At 49.4% G+C, this 17,750-nt stretch carries 19 protein-coding genes; 12 read left to right on the top strand and 7 right to left on the bottom strand.

Translation table 11 applies throughout. The features are described from left to right. Positions 1–57: 57 nt before the first annotated feature. Together ACTS3T_RS03590 and queA are read right to left on the bottom strand one after the other, a co-directional pair. Positions 58–621 carry a pentapeptide repeat-containing protein gene (locus ACTS3T_RS03590; RefSeq protein ID WP_377966650.1) on the bottom strand — a complete coding sequence of 188 codons (564 nt, stop codon included), beginning with the start codon at positions 619–621 and terminating at the stop codon, positions 58–60. Positions 622–910: 289 nt separating this feature from the next. Beyond that, complete coding sequence (queA, locus tag ACTS3T_RS03595) at positions 911–2,014, bottom strand: tRNA preQ1(34) S-adenosylmethionine ribosyltransferase-isomerase QueA (protein WP_377966648.1); 1,104 nt, start codon at positions 2,012–2,014, stop codon at positions 911–913. A gap of 190 nt (positions 2,015–2,204) precedes the next feature. Here queA and ACTS3T_RS03600 point away from each other — a divergent pair, with 190 nt between their 5' ends. After that, entirely contained in the window at positions 2,205–2,597 is a 393-nt protein-coding gene (locus ACTS3T_RS03600; RefSeq protein WP_377966646.1) for a hypothetical protein, read from the top strand. A 110-nt stretch (positions 2,598–2,707) separates the two neighbouring features. Here ACTS3T_RS03600 and ACTS3T_RS03605 read toward each other — a convergent pair whose 3' ends face one another. Further along, positions 2,708–3,211: a TM2 domain-containing protein gene (locus ACTS3T_RS03605; protein WP_377966644.1), complete on the bottom strand. Its 504-nt coding sequence runs from the start codon at positions 3,209–3,211 to the stop codon at positions 2,708–2,710. Positions 3,212–3,320: 109 nt separating this feature from the next. Between ACTS3T_RS03605 and ACTS3T_RS03610 the strand changes: the two genes are divergently transcribed. After that, positions 3,321–3,734: a DUF4332 domain-containing protein gene (locus tag ACTS3T_RS03610; RefSeq protein ID WP_377966642.1), complete on the top strand. Its 414-nt coding sequence runs from the start codon at positions 3,321–3,323 to the stop codon at positions 3,732–3,734. A 30-nt stretch (positions 3,735–3,764) separates the two neighbouring features. Here the strand turns inward: ACTS3T_RS03610 and ACTS3T_RS03615 are convergent, their stop codons facing one another. After that, positions 3,765–4,298 carry a GNAT family N-acetyltransferase gene (locus ACTS3T_RS03615; RefSeq protein WP_377966640.1) on the bottom strand — a complete coding sequence of 178 codons (534 nt, stop codon included), beginning with the start codon at positions 4,296–4,298 and terminating at the stop codon, positions 3,765–3,767. A gap of 271 nt (positions 4,299–4,569) precedes the next feature. Between ACTS3T_RS03615 and ACTS3T_RS03620 the strand changes: the two genes are divergently transcribed. Together ACTS3T_RS03620 and ACTS3T_RS03625 are read left to right on the top strand one after the other, a co-directional pair. Next, the gene (locus ACTS3T_RS03620; RefSeq protein ID WP_377966638.1) at positions 4,570–5,295 is read left to right on the top strand and encodes a hypothetical protein; all 726 of its coding nucleotides are present in this window, start codon (positions 4,570–4,572) and stop codon (positions 5,293–5,295) included. Between the two features lie 35 nt (positions 5,296–5,330). Then, the gene (locus ACTS3T_RS03625; protein ID WP_377966636.1) at positions 5,331–6,233 is read left to right on the top strand and encodes an alpha/beta fold hydrolase; all 903 of its coding nucleotides are present in this window, start codon (positions 5,331–5,333) and stop codon (positions 6,231–6,233) included. Here the strand turns inward: ACTS3T_RS03625 and tsaD are convergent. Then, entirely contained in the window at positions 6,205–7,245 is a 1,041-nt protein-coding gene (gene tsaD, locus ACTS3T_RS03630) for a tRNA (adenosine(37)-N6)-threonylcarbamoyltransferase complex transferase subunit TsaD (protein ID WP_377966634.1), read from the bottom strand. The two genes, ACTS3T_RS03625 and tsaD, sit on opposite strands and share 29 nt — an antisense overlap. A 159-nt stretch (positions 7,246–7,404) precedes the next feature. Between tsaD and ACTS3T_RS03635 the strand changes: the two genes are divergently transcribed. From ACTS3T_RS03635 to ACTS3T_RS03645, 3 genes are read left to right on the top strand one after another with little or no spacing between them, the layout of a single operon-like run. Further along, positions 7,405–7,905, top strand: a complete 501-nt coding sequence (locus ACTS3T_RS03635) for a Photosystem I reaction center subunit III (protein WP_377966632.1) — start codon at positions 7,405–7,407, stop codon at positions 7,903–7,905. A 37-nt stretch (positions 7,906–7,942) separates the two neighbouring features. After that, a complete protein-coding gene (psaJ, locus tag ACTS3T_RS03640; RefSeq protein WP_346289386.1) occupies positions 7,943–8,065 on the top strand; it encodes a photosystem I reaction center subunit IX in 123 nt (40 codons plus the stop codon). A 59-nt stretch (positions 8,066–8,124) separates the two neighbouring features. Beyond that, positions 8,125–8,622 (top strand): photosystem I reaction center subunit XI, encoded by a 498-nt coding sequence (locus tag ACTS3T_RS03645; protein WP_377966629.1) that lies wholly within the window; start codon positions 8,125–8,127, stop codon positions 8,620–8,622. 82 nt (positions 8,623–8,704) lie between these two features. Here ACTS3T_RS03645 and ACTS3T_RS03650 read toward each other — a convergent pair whose 3' ends face one another. Both ACTS3T_RS03650 and ACTS3T_RS03655 read right to left on the bottom strand, forming a co-directional pair. Next, positions 8,705–9,811 carry an ABC transporter ATP-binding protein gene (locus tag ACTS3T_RS03650; RefSeq protein WP_377966627.1) on the bottom strand — a complete coding sequence of 369 codons (1,107 nt, stop codon included), beginning with the start codon at positions 9,809–9,811 and terminating at the stop codon, positions 8,705–8,707. A 108-nt stretch (positions 9,812–9,919) separates the two neighbouring features. Next, entirely contained in the window at positions 9,920–10,933 is a 1,014-nt protein-coding gene (locus ACTS3T_RS03655) for a type I glyceraldehyde-3-phosphate dehydrogenase (protein WP_377966625.1), read from the bottom strand. A gap of 544 nt (positions 10,934–11,477) precedes the next feature. Here ACTS3T_RS03655 and murC point away from each other — a divergent pair. From murC to ACTS3T_RS03680, 5 genes are all read left to right on the top strand, one after another. Then, the gene (gene murC, locus ACTS3T_RS03660) at positions 11,478–13,028 is read left to right on the top strand and encodes a UDP-N-acetylmuramate--L-alanine ligase (protein WP_377966623.1); all 1,551 of its coding nucleotides are present in this window, start codon (positions 11,478–11,480) and stop codon (positions 13,026–13,028) included. 48 nt (positions 13,029–13,076) lie between these two features. After that, the gene (gene murB / locus ACTS3T_RS03665; protein ID WP_377966621.1) at positions 13,077–13,991 is read left to right on the top strand and encodes a UDP-N-acetylmuramate dehydrogenase; all 915 of its coding nucleotides are present in this window, start codon (positions 13,077–13,079) and stop codon (positions 13,989–13,991) included. Between the two features lie 77 nt (positions 13,992–14,068). Further along, the gene (locus ACTS3T_RS03670) at positions 14,069–14,413 is read left to right on the top strand and encodes a YbaB/EbfC family nucleoid-associated protein (RefSeq protein WP_377966619.1); all 345 of its coding nucleotides are present in this window, start codon (positions 14,069–14,071) and stop codon (positions 14,411–14,413) included. A 20-nt stretch (positions 14,414–14,433) separates the two neighbouring features. Further along, positions 14,434–14,913 (top strand): low molecular weight protein-tyrosine-phosphatase, encoded by a 480-nt coding sequence (locus ACTS3T_RS03675; protein ID WP_377966617.1) that lies wholly within the window; start codon positions 14,434–14,436, stop codon positions 14,911–14,913. Between the two features lie 340 nt (positions 14,914–15,253). After that, a complete protein-coding gene (locus ACTS3T_RS03680) occupies positions 15,254–17,713 on the top strand; it encodes a response regulator (protein WP_377966614.1) in 2,460 nt (819 codons plus the stop codon). The last annotated feature ends 37 nt before the right edge of the window (positions 17,714–17,750 follow it).

The following is a 17,750-nucleotide window of genomic DNA, read 5'->3' on the forward strand; positions in this document are numbered from 1 at the left end:
GGATGCCTTGCTTTTTTAGCTCTAATTAAAAAGAAACGGTAAAGGTGTTAGCAAAGATTACGCAAACTCGTTAACTAGCGCCCACTCTGCTGCTGGTTTAACTTCTTCTGGAGCAGCGACGTACAGACCAGTGGGCATCAGCGTGTAGTCTAGATTGACTCCCGTAAAAATCGTTTCGTGGAGGACAGCCTCTCGCAGATCAGCGCCACGTAAGTCAGCTCCTTGGAGGTTAGCAAAGCTCAAATCAGCGCCGCGCAGGTTAGCCCCACACAGGTTAGCTCCGTTAAGGCAAGCATAATTTAGCTGAGCCAAGCTGAAGTTTGCTCCGGTTAGGGTAGCAGCGCTGAGCAAAGCCTTTTTCAAGCACGCACCTTGAAAATTAGCGCGAATCAATTCTGCTCCAATCAGGTTGGCGTAGGCTAGCATGGCTTCTTGAAAGTTGACTCGCAGCAGTTCCGCCCCCGGCAAAAAGGCTTTGGTTAAATTGGCTTTCTTAAAATTGGCGTCTGCCAACTGAATAAAAGGAAGCTTGACCCGGCTCAGATTTGATTTTGATAAGTTCACACGGCCAAAGTGCTGCTGCCCATTTTCAAAAGCGTCAATTAGCTGATGAGGTTGCATAAAAACTCCTTAGGGCAACGGGTGAATAGGCTGTCGCTAGCTTTAGCTAACAGCTTGGAAGCGGTAGAGGCCACCCTGAAGTTTTAGGTAGCTTGATTTGACGGGCACTGTTCACCGAGACAGCCGCCTTGGCGCTGATGAAATTGCAGCCCAGTAGAAATACGGAAAAATTACCTGAACTTAATGAAGCACGTCCGTATCTCTAACTACTGTAAGCGTAACCCAAGAGCTATTAGCTCAGGATCTAGCTAGGGGGTTATTTTTCAACAAAATTTACATCCTGACCTGTTTAGCCCAGATCTTCTCGTTTGGCTTCGGGCAAAATTAGCATGGCGTCACCAAACGAATAAAAGCGATACGCTTGGGCGATCGCTTCTGCATAAAGCTGCATCAAACGCGATCGCCCCACCAGCGCACTCACCAGCATCAGCAAACTAGACCCTGGCAGATGAAAATTGGTAATCAAACCATCAACCACCCGCCACTGATAGCCCGGATAAATAAAGACATTCGTTTTACCCTGGAAAGCAGCTAAAACACCATTCTGAGCAGCCCCTTCTAGGGCACGGGTGACGGTAGTGCCAACGGCAATCACTCGCCCGCCATCTGCCCGTGTTTGCTGGATTTGCTCGACTACAGTTGGTGAAATATCAATCCATTCTGCATGCATGGCATGGGTAGTAATATCACTGGCCTCAACTGGGCGAAATGTGCCCAATCCCACATGAAGGGTTAAAAAAGCAGTGTCTATCCCTCGGTGCTTCAAGTTCTGGAACACCTCATCCGTAAAATGCAGCCCAGCGGTTGGCGCTGCGACTGCACCTGGCGCGGCGGCGTAGATGGTTTGGTACTGTTCGGGGGTTGCCTGAGAATCGGTGATGTAAGGCGGCAACGGAACCTGCCCAAGCGATTGCAGGGCGGCTTCAAACGACAAACCCGTTGGCATCTCAAATTGCAGCAGCCGTCCTCCTGTGGCGGCATCGGTCGCCACCACTTTAGCGATCAACAGGGGCAATTGCAGATCTTCGCCAAACAAAATCACAGCTCCTGGCTTCAACCGCTTGCCCGGTTTGACTAAAGCTAACCACTGCAAGGGGGCTTGGGCTTCTAGCAATAAGATTTCAACCGCCGCCCCTTCCGGCTTGCGTCCATACAGGCGAGCTGGAATCACCTGGGTATTGTTAAAAATCAGCAAGTCACCCGGTTTGAGCCAGTTGGGTAATTCGTAGAAGTAGCTGTGCTTGTGGTGATCACAGGCATCTACAACCAGCAGTCGAGCGCGATCGCGCGGAACAACTGGATTTTGGGCAATTCGGTCGGGGGGTAAGTTGTATTGATAAGCAGCTAAAGACAAATCATCCTTACAGTCTTTAGAGAAATCCGGAGCAGTCATAGGCAATGACTCAATAGGGTATCGTGTCTTTTTTGAGCGTGACATGCGCTCTCTGATGCGCGTGGGGGCAACTGTCTGGAGCAGAGAGCTTTTGGGGAGAACCCCTCACGGGAACCGGGGGGGTTTCCCCTACTCGCCCGTTGGGTTTCCAAAGACAATAGGAAATGTAGCACCCGATAGAGACAATCTCATGACTGACTATCTCTACTATCTTGCCAACGCCAGCTTGACGATGCGGGTGACTGAGCGACTTCATCAAGCGGCTCATCTCCCCCTAGAGTTTATGACGGTCATTCATCAGATTGATGGATGGGTTATTAAAATTCAGCTATCGGATGGTATCGACGAAGCCGATTTAGCTGATTTTCGCGCCTTTCTCAATGAACTGGGCGTTCCCTATCAGCCTGGAATTCGCGTACGTATGGCTCTTTGGGGATTAGAAACCGGACAAGCGCCAGTTGATGTTATGCGCCGCTATCAGGTAGCAGTTGTGTCCCATGGCCGCCCCGATCGCGAAGAAATTGAAGCTTTTCGCACTCAATTTGTCAGTGGCTTAGGTTACTGCCCTGAGACGCTAGCCTAAAGACGCTGAGCGACAAAAATAATCAGCTATTATGGCGGGTCAGCTAAAGAGCGGCTCGCCATTTTGCTGCCAGTAGAGAAAAGAGGGCGGCTGCGGCGATGGGCGAAAAGCTAAAGACCTGGAATGCTATAAACCACTACGCCTGAATCGGGATCATTATCAATGTGGGCATAGCCTGATTTCATCAGGTTTTTCAGCGCTGATTCAACCTCGCCAAAGTCAGCTCCGGTGGCCAAAACTGCTTGGGGCACCGTTATCTGCCCACCTTGAGTTTGAGCAATTTGCAAGAGTTGAATTGTTAAAGCCTGTGGCGTTGCAGGCGAAACCGCATCCAGTAAACCTGACTGACCTGAGTAGTGGCCAGTCGCCAAAAATCGATCGCTATCTTTTGACGCTTTTTCCCTGGCCATACCGGGAATTAAAAACAGGTCAACGGCCTGACCAAAGCCAAAAAGTCCCCAGGTAAATAGCCACAATAAACCAGAGGTAATCTTGCCGTTGTAAAGGCGATGCAGTCCTGCGAAGCCCAAAAAAGTAGCCAGCCAAAATAGATAGCTAATGGCGGTACGCTGGCTGCTTTGAGGCGATGGGGTAAGAGAGTGGGGATGAGCCATAATGAGTTGAGCGCTTAAAGGCGGGGAAGAGGCAGCAACTAAGCCAGATCAAACAGTATTTTTTACAATCGTAGAACCCTATCACTGCTCTAATAATAGCGATTTAGATATGAAAGCTAGCAACTGGGCGATCGCTCAGCTTCCGGGTCTGAGTTCCCAGCATTCGGCTCAGCTAGAAGCCCAAAAAATTCACACCACCCTACAGCTCATTCAACAAGGGCGCACCCCATCTCAACGAGAACAATTGGCGGCGCAGCTATCTATCCACATCCGGCATGTCAATAAGTGGGTTGCTTTGGCCGATTTAGCTCGAATTCCAGCCGTTGGCTGTCGCTACTGCGGCCTGTTGCTCCACGCCGGCATTAGCTCATCTGCGCAGCTCGCTCAAACCTCTATTCACAAGCTTTATCCCCAAATTCGGCGCTTCTACGCGGCGGTGCTGCGGCAAATGCAAGATTGCCCCCCGGCGGATAAGGTTAGCCAGTGGATTCAAGAGGCGCGATCGCTGGCGGGTCATTCTTAGTTCGCCCCTATGGAGCCGCTTGCCTATCGCTTAGTCAGGATACCAAAACATTCCCTTAATGCCTTCCGGGTCAGGCATAAACCCCAAGTTGCGATAAAAATCGACCACCTGTGGATCGGCAAACAGCGTCACGTTGCTGATATCTTCGCTGCGTAACTTTTTGATGAGCTGCTGCATCAGCGCTTTGCCCAAACCTTTGCCTTGATAATCAGGATGCACCACCACATCCCAAATGGTGGCATTAAAAGCATGATCTGAGGTCGCCCGCGAAAAGCCAATCAGCCGCCGCCGATTTGACTGCTGCTCCCACATAGACACTACGATGAAGCTATGTTGAATTGCCTTACGCACTTTGCGAATTGGACGGCGAGACCAACCCACAGCATCACATAGCTCCTCCAACTCATACAAATCGATTTCTCGACTGGTACTAAAAAAGATACGGGAGCCAGTGCTACTATTAGGAGCCTCAGCGTTAGCTTCAGCAAAGTATTCGTCAGAGTGAGTCAGCTGAGAGGGAGCAGAAGACTCGGAGCTGCTAAATAAGCTTTTCCAAAAACCCATTCAGGCGCGGTTAATGTATATAAGTAACGAAAAAACAATATATAGAGTATACGCCCTAAAAACCGTCTCTCTTAGGGAAAACTTCCACAGCTTGAGGAATGCTCCTAAGTTAGATTGCCCCCTTTTGAGCGATATCGGGGCAATCTGACTAATGACAAGCCTTGGGGAAGTAGCCTAAAGTTAGGGTTTTCAGGCTCATCTAAAGTCTAGGGTCGCCTTTACATATGTTTGAGTATCGTTCCTGAGTTTCGTCAAGAGTTTCTTGCCAGTTATGGTTGCGGGTTTAAAACCATCTACTTTAGAGCTACTCAAACGCTTCAATCGAGCGTTTCCCAAGTTCTATGAGCAGTTTGTCAGTAGCGAGATCCAGCTGCAAAATCTCCGGCTGGCTTATCAACTCTACAAAAGCAAGCAAGCTGTCATCGAACTCAAGCCAGAGGGCAATCGGAGTGCTCTCCACTTTGCCTATCGCAATCAGTCCTTTTTGCTGAGTGATATTTTTGGCGTTTTGGCTGCCTATGGCCTAACTATCCACAACCTCAGCCTGTATGGTCAGATCTACCCACCGATGCTGGTCTTTATTAAGCTGGTGGTGTCGAGGGGGGGGAAAACCCTGGTAGACAAAACCTCTGACAATGTCTGCCGAGCCATTCGAGAAGCCTTAGCAGGCCGCTTTGAAGTTGAAGAGATGCTAACGGTTGAATTCAATCTAGACGCCGGATTAGAGCAGGTGGAAACCGAGTTTTATGTTGATCCAGTTTTCCACTTGCCCGCTCTGCTGATTGAAGCTGATAACCAGCCAGGGTTGTTTTACAAGGTAATGTACGCAATTTGGCAAGAAGACCTACTGGTGGTGAATGCCAATTTGCTGGTTTGGCGAGGGCGGACTCGCCTTATTTTGTACCTGCTAGGCCCTAATGAAAGCCTGATCCCAGAGTACCTGGGTCAGAAAATTGCTGAAAGCGTTCGCTATCGATTGTTAGGCAAACATCTTTAAGCACGGCATTGCTTACTTCAAGATACGATTGAAAAATGGCTAAGGTGAATATTTGGGGCGTTCCTCATGCCTATGAGCTAATTTCGCCCAATGCGCAAACCGAGGTTTTAGTCTTTATTCACGGCTGGCTTTTGAGTCGCGCCTACTGGCAGCCGTTGGTATCCGATCTGGCTCATCAGTATACCTGCTTAACTTACGACCTGCGGGGATTTGGCGAGTCTAGCCAAACTATTGAGCAACGCCTACCCCCTTGTGACTGTTCGTTGCCGCTGGAGGCGACGCGATCGCCTTACGGACTAGCGGCCTACGCTGCAGATCTGGTCTGTTTGCTGAATCAACTGAACCTCTGTCGGGTGTGGCTACTAGGCCATTCTTTAGGAGGGAGTATTGCCCTCTGGGCGGCCTATCTAGCACCCGAAAAGGTTAAGGGTGTAATTTGTATTAACGCTGGCGGGGGCATTTATCTAAAAGAAGATTTTGACCGCTTTCGATCAGCCGGTCAGCAGATTGTTCGATTTCGGCCTCAGTGGCTACGACGGTTGCCGCTTTTAGATTTAGTATTTGCTAGAGCAATGGTGCAGCAACCCCTCAAGCGGGCGTGGGGACAACAGCGGCTCAATGATCTGTTAAAGGCTGATCCAGAGGCTGCTCGCGGTGCGCTCTTGGAATCTACCACCGAAGCCGAGGTGCATTTGCTTCCTCAAATCGTGTCTGCCTTAAAACAACCTGCCTACTTCATTGGGGGACAGCAAGACTCGGTGATGGAATTACAGTACGTCAATCACCTGGCCAGCTTTCATCCCCTTTTTCGAACAGCTACTGGCAATGTATATGAACTAGCGCGCTGTGGCCATATGGCTATGCTGGAGCAGCCACGCGCTTTAGCAAAAGTTGTACAGGAAATTTTGGCTAAACATACAACGCCATCACTTGTGTAATGGACATTCTAGACTGAGCAGCGGTAGCCAACGGTGAAGTGTGGCCTAAGCGAAAATGATCAGCGGCTGCACAGGCAATCATGGCGGCATTATCAGTGCAGTATTTGAGGGGCGGAAAGATAACGGTTAAATTATGCCGCTCAGCTTCAGCCTGTAGGTACTGCCGCAGACCGCTGTTAGCCGCTACTCCACCGCCGACGGCAATCGTTGATAAATTGTGGTCGAGGGCACAGCGAAGCGTACGCCGAGTTAGCGATCGCACTACCGTTGTCTGAAAGCTCGCTGCAATATCGGCAACGGGGGGGGAACTGCCGGCTGCTTTGATCCGCTCCACTAACCTTAGAACTGCTGTTTTTAAGCCACTAAAGCTAGAGTCATAGGGATGAAACCCGCCTTCGGGTAGTGAAATATTGCCTTCTGGTAAAGAAAACGCTTGAGCATTGCCCGTTTGGGCTAACTGGTCAATGATAGGGCCGCCGGGATAACCTAAATCCAACAGCCGCGCCACTTTATCGAAGGCTTCTCCAGCCGCGTCATCGCGTGTTTGACCTAGCATGACATAGTCGCCACAGCCCTTCACCTGGATGAGGCTGGTGTGGCCGCCTGAAACAAGCAAGCAAAGATAGGGGGGAACTAAATCAGGATTGCTTAGATAGGAGGCATAAAGGTGTCCTTCTAAGTGATGAATCCCCAGAAACGGCTTGTGGTGTACCATTGCTAGGGTTTTAGCTGCTGTTAAACCCACCAGCAAAGCACCTACTAGACCCGGTGCGCAGGTTGCTGCCACAGCGTCGATCGCTGGCCAGTCTAAACCAGCCGCTTCTAAGGCCGCGTCTACAATCTGGCCTACATTGGCTAAATGCTGGCGTGATGCCAGTTCTGGCACGACGCCGCCATACTTTTGATGCGTCGCGATTTGGGATGCTACTACGTTACTGAGAACTTGGCGATCGCTGACAATCGCGGCTGCTGTTTCGTCACAACTTGTTTCAATTGCTAAAATCTTCGCCATAAACTGATATTTTTCAGGATGTTAACCCCTTGAGAGGAGATGCTTTACGGCGCTTTCTGAGAGGGGTATGATGCCTGAAAGTTGAGTAAATTCTTGTACAAATAACTTAACGTTTTTGTGCAAAATACGCTGATTTTACGTAATAAAGGGAAACAATTTATGCGACGGTTGTTTGCTCTGGTTCTAGCCGTTTGTCTTTGGATTGGCTTTTCGCCTGCCGCTTTTGCCGGTGTAGCAGGTGATGATGTAGCGGGACTAACCCCCTGTGGTGAGTCTGCTGCTTTTCAGCAGCGAGCTGCTAATGCTAAAACCGAGTCGGCTAAAGCCCGTTTTGAGTTATATGGCAATTCCAGCTTACTTTGTGGCGAAGATGGATTGCCCCACCTCGTTGTGGATGGAGATCTTTCCCATGCAGGTGAATTTCTGATTCCTAGCATCCTTTTCCTCTATATTGCAGGTTGGATTGGTTGGGCCGGACGTTCTTATGTCATCGCTGTTCGGGGTGACAAAAAGCCTGAAGAGAAAGAAATTATCATTGACGTTCCTCTGGCGATCAAGTGTTCTTTAGGCGCTGCCGCTTGGCCTTTAGTTGCCTTTAAAGAAATTGCTAGCGGCGAGATGTTTGCTAAAGATAACGAGATTACCGTTTCTCCTCGTTAAGCCTAACCCTTGAAATAAAGCTAAGGAGTCTTTGCTCATGGATAACTTTTTGAAGTATCTGTCAACAGCACCTGTCATCGCGACCGTTTGGATGTTTATTACAGCTGGGATTTTGATTGAGTTCAATCGCTTTTTCCCTGATCTGCTGCTACATCCTTAAGCGTCTGCTTTCTGTACGAATCTGTGCTGTGTTTTTGAGTCGTGGAGAATTCGAATACTATGGTAGACATTAGCCGCTCAAATGAGGTTGTGCATCCGGCTGACGATCCTCAAGTTGGCAATCTCAAAACCCCGATTAATTCCTCTGCTTTGACAAAAGCATTTATTAATAACCTGCCTGCTTATCGAGCTGGGTTGTCGCCGCAGCGGCGTGGTTTAGAGGTAGGCATGGCTCACGGCTATTTGCTATATGGGCCTTTTGCGCTGCTCGGCCCTTTGCGGGACTCTGATGTTCCGGCTTTAGCAGGTTTGCTTGCAGCAGTGGGTTTGGTGGTGATTTTAACGGCTTGCCTTTCGCTCTACAGCGGAGCAGGCGTTAAAAAGCCCATTGCTACGGTCACTGCTCCTAACCCGCCTGAAGCGCTAGGAAGCGAAGAAGGCTGGAGTGAGTTTGCGGGTGGTTTTCTGGTGGGTGGAATCGGCGGAGCTGCCTTTGCTTATTTGCTGGTTTCTAACATGCCTTTACTGCTAAGCGTAGTTTCCGGCGGTCATAGTTAGTAACACTGCTGACCTAGCAAAAAGCTGTAGGGGTAGCTACTCTGCCTCTACAGCTTTTGTTATGGTTTGCTACTTTTTCGGGCTATGGGTTGAGCAGCGGATAAAGGCGTGTTCCGCTAGCGGCGTCAAACAAAAACAAATGTTCAAGCGCTAACCGGATGGGAAGCCGATCGCCGGGTTGAATTTGCAAATTGGGCGACACTTGGAAGTGGAGCATGGCAGGAAGGGTGCGATCGCGATTGGGTAAAATTGCCCGCACTAAACTTTCTCGCCCTAAAGGTTCGACAACATCAGCGACTACCTGAAGATGGGACGCGGCCTCAGTTGTAACTTCAATATGTTCGGGGCGAATGCCTAAAGCGACGCTCTGACCCGACTGTAGCTTGACTTGATGAAGCAGGGTAGCCGGACAGTCAAAAACCTGGCCCTCTAGTTTAAACTGGGTCGTTGCCACATACGCTTCTAAAATATTCATTGGTGGATTGCCCAAAAATTGCGCCACTCTACAATTTTGAGGACTGGCATAGATTGCCTGGGGCGTGCCGATCTGCTGAATGTTTCCCTGAGCCAGCACCACAATCTGATCGGCCAATGTCATGGCTTCAACCTGATCGTGAGTAACGTACAAAGTTGTGATGCCAAAGCGCTGGTGCAGCCGTTTGAGTTCGGTGCGGGTTTCATCGCGAAGTTGAGCATCTAGGTTAGAAAGCGGTTCGTCCAGCAAAAAAGCCTGAGGTTGTCGGGCGATCGCTCGTCCTAACGCGACCCGTTGCTGTTGTCCACCCGAAAGTTGGCGCGGCTTACGATTGAGCAAATGGGCAATATCGAGCGATCGCGCCACCGTTTCGATCCGCTGCTGAATGAGAGAAGGTGAAGTGCGGCGCATCTTTAAGCCAAAGGCCAGGTTCTCGGCTACGCTCATGTGAGGATAAAGGGCGTAGTTTTGAAACACCATCGCGACGTCTCTTTCTCGCGCAGAGACATCGTTGACTAGCCGATCGCCAATGTAAATTTGGCCTTGGGTAATGATGTCTAATCCAGCAACGGCTCGTAAAATAGTCGATTTGCCGCAGCCTGAAGGCCCTACCAATACCCAAAACTCGCCATCAGGAACGGTAAAGGTAATGTCCTCAATCGCGATCGCTTGATCGAATCGACGAGTGACGCCCGCTAGCGCAACTTTAGCCACAATGTAGCTATCTCTAAACCTCTAAACAACAGCCTGACAGACCTCTCAAACAAATAGGAGCCTCACCGTTTGGCAAGGCTCCTGTCCTTCAACCATAAGGTTGATAGGTTAGCTCCACTTGCTAGCTACCAGTTCAGCTAAGTCAACAACGCGCTGGCTATAACCCCACTCGTTGTCGTACCAAGCCACAATTTTAACCAGATCATCGCCCATCACCATCGTCAAGCTAGAGTCAACAATCGAAGACTCGTCAGTCTTGCGATAGTCAATCGAAACTAACGGCAAATCGCTATAGCCCAAAATGCCTTTCATCGAACCTTCAGCGGCTTCCTTGAGTGCTTCGTTGACTTGCTCAGCGATGGTTGGGTTTTCAACTTGCACCACCAAATCAACAATAGAAACGTTGGGGGTTGGTACCCGCAATGCAATTCCATTGAGTTTGCCTTTTAGTTCAGGAATAACCAGGGCTACCGCTTTTGCGGCTCCGGTGGAAGTCGGTACGATATTGAGCGCGGCAGCGCGAGCGCGGCGCAAATCACGGTGGCTAGCATCTAGGAGCCGCTGATCCCCTGTATAGCTGTGAGTGGTCGTCATGGTGCCTTTAACGATGCCAAACTTATCGTTAATCACCTTGGCAACAGGAGCCAAGCAGTTGGTTGTACAGCTTGCATTACTGACTACGTTGGTTGTACTGGGGTCGTACTGCTCATGGTTAACCCCCATTACATAGGTGCCAATGTTGCCACCTTTGCCAGGTGCCGTAATCAGAACTTTTTTAGCCCCTGCTTCAATGTGCCGACTCGCCCCTTCCTCAGTCACGAAGACACCGGTTGACTCAATCACCAAGTCGATGTCCCACGCTTTCCAAGGCAAATTGTTGGGGTTACGGTCAGACGTACATTTGATAGTGTTGCCGTTGACAGTGATGGTATCAGCGTCAGCGCTAATATCTGCATCAAGTCTGCCTAACATAGAGTCATACTTGAGCAGATGCGAATTCGTTTTCGGATCAGAAGTATCATTGATAGCCACAACCTCAAGTTGGCTGTTCTCACGGGTTAACCAACACCGTAAAAAATTACGCCCGATGCGTCCAAAACCGTTGATCGCTACTCTAACCACTGCGCTTTACCCTCTGTCTTAATTCAATCAAGTTAAGTTTGATGTAAACGACATCATCATACACACTAGCCGGAACCCAGGGCAATCACCTCAGCACGGCCTAACGGTTCAATCAAGGGTAGGCAAAGTGAGTGGTTGAAAGCCTTACGGTTGATTTGGCTGCGATCAAAATTTAAACAGAAAAGCGGCCTAGCCGCGAAAATTCGTTTTTCTTCTTAAACAAATAAATCGCGCTCAGCAAAGTTTATGGCTGCTCGTAGGCTAGACTCTGAAATTACTCTTTTGAGGGTGAAGTCAGTGCAGATTGACTGAGAAATCGCAGATTTTTGCTGAATTTGGCTGAAGCGTTTGAATCTTCTAGATATAGATTGATAGCGTATGAGTCTACCTCCTGATCCCAACAGCTTTATCGGCAGTGCTGCTGAGGGCTGCGTCTGGATTCTCTGCTTTTCCCAGTCGCTGTTAAGAGAATTCCAGGGATCAAGGAAATTCCTGGTATGATATCGCGTGATATTGGTGTGGTGTGGTGTGTGAGGAAATTAGAATGCTGAATTCTGTAGATTTCAGCGGCAGGCCTTTCCATTTTATTGGCGTTGGTGGAATCGGCATGTCCGCGCTTGCCTATATCCTGGCTAGGTGTAACTTACCAGTCACGGGTTCAGATGTGCGTCTGAGTCATATTACAAAGCGACTGCAAGACGAAGGTGTTCATATATTCTGGCAACAGCAGGAGTCCAACCTGTCGTTTTTTCAGACGCCTCAAGCGATCGCCGCACCTGCTTCTCGGCCTAGCTCAGCGCCGCCCCTAGAGAGAAATTCGGCGGTTTCGGCTGCTCATGAATCTAGACGCCGACCCGCCGGAACAAGTTTCTTACCCCAAGTCATTTGCTCAACTGCAATCGACAAGAACAACTCTGAGTACCGCGCGGCTATAGAGTTGGGCTGTCCTATTTTTCACCGTTCCGATCTGTTGGCTGCTTTAATTGCCCAGTACAAGGGCATTGCGGTGGCTGGCACCCATGGCAAAACAACCACTAGCAGCTTGATTGGCTATTTGCTGCTCAAGGCCAATCTCGATCCCACCATTATTGTGGGGGGAGAAGTGGCGGCTTGGGAGGGAAATGCTCATTTAGGCCAAGGTGACTATCTCGTCGCAGAAGCGGACGAATCAGATGGTTCTTTGGTCAAGCTTTCTGCCCATATTGGCGTGATTACGAATATCGAACTTGATCATCCTGACCACTACAGCACCCTCGAACAAGTTGTCAGCATTTTTGATACGTTTGCCCAGAGCTGCCAGACGGTTGTCGGTTGTATCGACTGTCAAACGGTTCGCCAATCTATTCAACCCGATGTTACCTACAGTCTTGACCCTGAAACAGGCGCAGACTATGTGGCGGATGAAATTACCCATTATGCAGGTGGCACAGTCGCGACTGTCTGGGAAAAAGGCCGACGGCTTGGTCAGATTACCCTGCCGCTATTAGGACGCCATAATTTGAGTAATGCGTTAGCTGCGATCGCAGTTGGTCGTCTAGTCGGCTTAGACTTTGCCACTATTGCTGAAATTCTCAGCAGTTTTCAAGGGGCGCGGCGGCGCTTTGAACAGCGGGGATTTCATAACGGCATTTTGTTTGTCGATGATTACGCGCATCATCCCAGCGAAATTCGCGCCACCCTTGCCGCTGCTCGCATTAAAGCTAGTGAAGAACAAGACGAATTTCCTGGTCGCCGCGTGATTGCCGTTTTTCAGCCACACCGTTATAGCCGAACAGCGACTTTGCTGGCAGAGTTTGCTGAAGCTTTTAGCCAAGCTGATCAGGTAATTGTGACTGATATTTACAGCGCAGGTGAAAAAAACGCCTACGACATCAGCGGTTATCAAGTCACCGAGGCGATCGCCAAGCATCATACCCATGCCATTTACCGCGCTTCCCTAGCGGAAGTAACACAAGCCCTCAAGCAGGGACTACAAACTGGCGACATTGTCCTGTTTCTGACAGCCGGTAATCTTAACCAGGTGATCCCCGACGTCATGAGCTACTATCAGCAGCACAATGTCACTCCCCTGGCTGAAGCTGCTCAACTCGCTTAAAACTTGTATCAAGGTGCATTGATGTTGTCACTTACGGCTCGAGATCCTATGGCACAAGAGACTTACCGGGTTGGCGAAAACTGTGTAGTTCAGTCTCAAATACCGCTCAGCGGTTTGACTTCGTTTCGGGTAGGTGGCCCCGCAGAATGGCTGGTATTTCCACGTCAGCTAAGCGATTTGCAAGCCAGCCTAGAATGGGCTAAGCAGCGTGATTTGCCGATAACGTTCTTAGGGGCAGGTTCTAACTTGCTCATTAGCGATCGCGGCTTACCCGGTTTAGTCGTTTGTACCCGCTATCTCAGACAAGCCGAGTTTGATGAATCAAAAGGGCAAGTGTGGGCATCTGCTGGAGAACCGCTTGCCACCCTAGCCTGGAAAGCCGCTAAGCGAGGCTGGCAGGGGCTAGAGTGGGCAGTGGGTATTCCCGGAACGGTGGGCGGGGCTGTTGTGATGAATGCTGGCGCGCACGGAGCTTGCACGGCGGATATTTTGGTGTCGGCAGACATCCTGGATCCCAGCGGTAATTGTTCTCAACTGTACCCTGAGGATCTGGGCTTTCAGTATCGCACCTCGGTTTTACAGGGAGACTCTCGTTTAGTTACGCATGCCGTTTTGCAACTAAAACCAGGCAGCGACCGACAAGCGGTTATGGCTGCCACTGCTGCCGACCTCAAACAGCGCCGCACCACCCAGCCTTACCATTTGCCTAGCTGTGGCAGCGTCTTTCGCAATCCGACCCCTCATAGTGCTGGTTGGTTGATTGAGCAAGCGGGTCTGAAAGGGTATCAAATTGGCAACGCTCAGGTTTCTACTCAACACGCCAACTTTATTTTGAACTGTGGTGGCGCAACTGCCAGCGATATTTTGCGCCTGATTCGCCATGTGCAACACCAAGTTGAGACACGATGGGCGCTGCCCCTAAAGCCTGAGGTTAAAATTTTAGGGGAATTTCAGCTGGCATAGGCTGAAGCTCATATCAGCGTTAGAATGATTAAGATTCAAGCGTCTATAATTACCGTTTCGCAAACCATTAATAGACTATGACAAAAGGGCAAGGATTCGGCTTCGGCTTAGGCAAAATGAAGGAACTAACAGAAGCTTTCAAAAAAGCTCAGCAAGTTCAAGAAGGCGCTAAGCGACTGCAAGAAGAACTTGAACAAATGGAAATTGAGGGGCAAGCCGGAGGCGGTCTTGTCAAGGTAGTGCTAAGCGGCAATCAAGAACCCCGTGGCGTTACGATTGCAGCAGAAGCGCTCAATGAAGGGGCAGAAGTGCTATCTGACTTAGTCACCGCTGCTATGCAAGATGCCTACGACAAATCTACCGCAACCATGAGAGAGCGCATGGAAGAACTCACGGGTGGCCTCAACCTGCCAGGGCTTTAGCAGCTTGGCTAGATAGGCTAATGGTGACGAAACTTTTATTCGTGTGCTTAGGAAATATTTGCCGCTCTCCTTCTGCCGAAAACATTATGAATCACCTGATTGAGGAGCGGCAGCTGAGTCATACCATTGTGTGTGATTCGGCGGGTACGTCTAGCTACCACATAGGTAGTGCGCCCGATCGCCGGATGGCTTTAGCTGCTCAGAAGATGCTGGGTATTGCGCTTGAGGGTAAGGCTAGGCAGTTTCAAGCGCAAGATTTTGAGCGGTTCGATTTGATTCTAGCTATGGATCGAGAAAACCAGCGTGATATTTTATCTCACGACCTGAGCAACCAGTACCGTTCAAAAGTTCGCTTGATCTGTGATTTTTGTCGCCACCACCCTGACCAAGAAGTGCCTGATCCCTATTATGGTGGGGCTGAAGGTTTTCAATATGTAATCAGACTTTTGACAGATGCCTGTGAAGGTCTGCTTGAGGATATCTTAATACAGACTGACTGAGCGCTTTTTTGGCTAGTCATATTTGAGACTTGTCTGCTAACTAATTTTGCGGGCAAGTTTTTTGATTAACTAAGCTGCCCAAACTTTGGTTGAGCAGCTAGCTCATAGCTTTTGTCCCTCAATCTGCACCGAAAAATTAATCAGCTTTCGGTCGCAAATGTGTTTATTGTTACCCATGACGAGGTCATCACTCAGGCAGGCAAGGGTATTTTTAGAGTATTGCTCGATTTTGCCTCTGCGCTGGCGTTATTTTGTCGTTATTCGGCTGCTTGGTCAAAAGGTGGGCTGAAGTCGGCAGTGAGGCAAAGACTTTTACTGGCCAGAAGGATACTCACGCAATATGCAAGTTGGAGTGCTTTTGCTCAATGCCAATAGCGAAATTCTGGTCGCTAATCCGTCAGCGGTCGCCCTCCTGCATCTTCCTGAAACCTATCAAAAGCTGAAGTTCGGCCAAGGTAGCCAGTTTTTCGATGACCAAGGTCGTACCATCCGTTTTGACCAACTTCCCGTTCAACGGGCGATCGCTCAGCAACACTCTATTCAGGGGTGTGTGATTGGTTGGCGCTTAGCCTCGACCGACTTACAGGGCTGGCTAGAAATTAACGTAGATATTCCGCCAGCTATCCAATCCAATACCGACGTTGCTGCCATCTGTACGGTTCGCGAAATGACCGCTCCAAATCCAGCGCCAGAGTCTTTTCAAGAGCGGGTTTGGCCGGAAAAAGCAGGTTTGCGAGTCATTCAGGCTATGCGCCAAACCTTAGACCTACAAACTATTTTCAGCTCAACGGTAGAAGAGCTGCGTAAAACTTTAGCTTGCGATCGCGCCGTAATTTATCGCTTTAAACCCGATTGGAGTGGCGAATTTGTAGCCGAAGCAGTAGCTCCCAACTGGCCGCTACTCATGACTCGCCAGCTTGATCAACCCGAACTGAATCAAATCACTATCAATCGCTCAAGCTGTGTGCTAAAAACGCTAGGGGATCCTACTAATTGCATTGAAGATACCTATCTGCAAGAAACCCAAGGTGGCATCTACAGCAAAGGACTACCCTACCGTAGCGTTTGCGATATCTACACGGCTGGTTTTGACGACTGCTATTTAGAACTTTTAGAGCAGTTTCAAGCTAGAGCTTATGTAATCGTGCCAATTTTCTGTCGGGATGTCCTTTGGGGTCTGTTAGCCGTTTATCAAAATGCGCAGCCTCGTCATTGGCTATCTCACGAAGTTGAAATGGTTGTAACGATTAGCAGCCAGCTAGGCGTCGCCGTTCAGCAGGCCGAACTGCTCAGTCAGACGCAACAGCAAGCCGCCGAACTACAGCAGGCGAAAGAGATAGCCGACAACGCTAACCAGGCTAAAAGCGAGTTTTTAGCCCATATGAGCCATGAGTTGAGGACACCGCTCAACGCCATTTTGGGGTTTGCCCAAGTTCTGCAGCGAGATGACGAGCTATCTAACAATCAACGCCAAGCCATCGAAGTGATTTCCCACAGTGGAGAACATCTACTGGCTTTGATTAACGACATTTTAGAAATGTCAAAAATTGAAGCAGGTCAGGTCAGCCTCAGTCTTACCCCAATTCACCTCGCCAGTTTTCTAGCAGAAATTGAAGAAATGCTGCTTTTTAAGGCCAAAAGCAAGGGACTCGAGCTTATTTTTGAGCCTATAGAAGCGGTGCCTGCCTGGGTAATGGCAGATGAGAGTAAGCTCAAGCAAATTTTAATTAATCTGCTGAGCAATGCAATTAAGTTTACGGTAGTCGGTTTTGTGCGATTGCGGATTCATCCCGTCTCTACCCCAACTGTTTTGCTGCCTGCCACCCACAACCCTGTCTTGCTTCAATTTGTTGTTCAAGACAGCGGCCCCGGTATTGCCCCTGCAGAACAACATCTGCTTTTTAAGGCGTTTAGCCAAACTAAAACAGGACTACAGGCGCGAGAGGGAACCGGGTTAGGACTCGCAATTAGTCAAAAATTTGCTCACTTGATGAAAGGGCGAATTTGGGTTGATAGCCAAGTAGGGGCAGGCGCTAGCTTTACTTTAGAAGTGCCTTTGTCTATTGCAAATGAACTGTCTCATCCGCAGCCTGCTTTACGTGGGCTGCAAGGCAAAGCGGTGGGTTTGGCTGCTGAACAACCCAACTATCGTATTTTGATTGTGGATGATGACAGCTGCCACCAGCAGCTTTTACACGACGTGCTGGGGCATCTCGGTTTTCAGACGGTGGCAGCTAACAACGGTCAAGAAGGAATTGATTTGTGGCGTCAGTGGCGACCTGATTTTATTTGGATGGACATGCGGATGCCTGTTTTGGACGGCTACAGTGCCGTACGCATGATTCGAGCCGAGCCTGCAGGACAGACGATTCCGATTGTGGCGCTGACAGCTGATGTCTTTGAAGCGGAGAAGCAAAAGATTTTAGCTTCAGGTTGTAACGATGTTTTATGCAAACCGTTTCAAGTTGAAGACCTATTGGCGAAATTGCGAGCTTATCTGGGTGTGGAGTATCTCTACCAGCAGGCAGATATACCGCCGATACGGGTGAAAGAAGAGCTTGACTTAACCCATAGGACGCTTGAACAGCAAATTCTAGCTGTTTTGTCCCAAACCTCTAGCGACTGGCGGGCGAATCTCTACCGCGCGGCTACTCAAGGCAGCGATCGCCTGGTTTATGAGCTAGTTCAGCAGCTAAGTGCTGAGCAGCAACTACTAGCGACTCAGCTAATTCATTTAGCCGATAATTTCAGATTTGAAGAAATTATGCAGCTAGTTGAGCCGAACAACACTGATGATTGAGAACACAAGGACAATTTCTCAAAAAAAAATGGGCACT

This window comes from Almyronema sp. (genome assembly GCF_052168255.1).
Taxonomy (GTDB): Bacteria; Cyanobacteriota; Cyanobacteriia; order Phormidesmidales; family Phormidesmidaceae; genus Sphaerothrix; species Sphaerothrix epifaneia.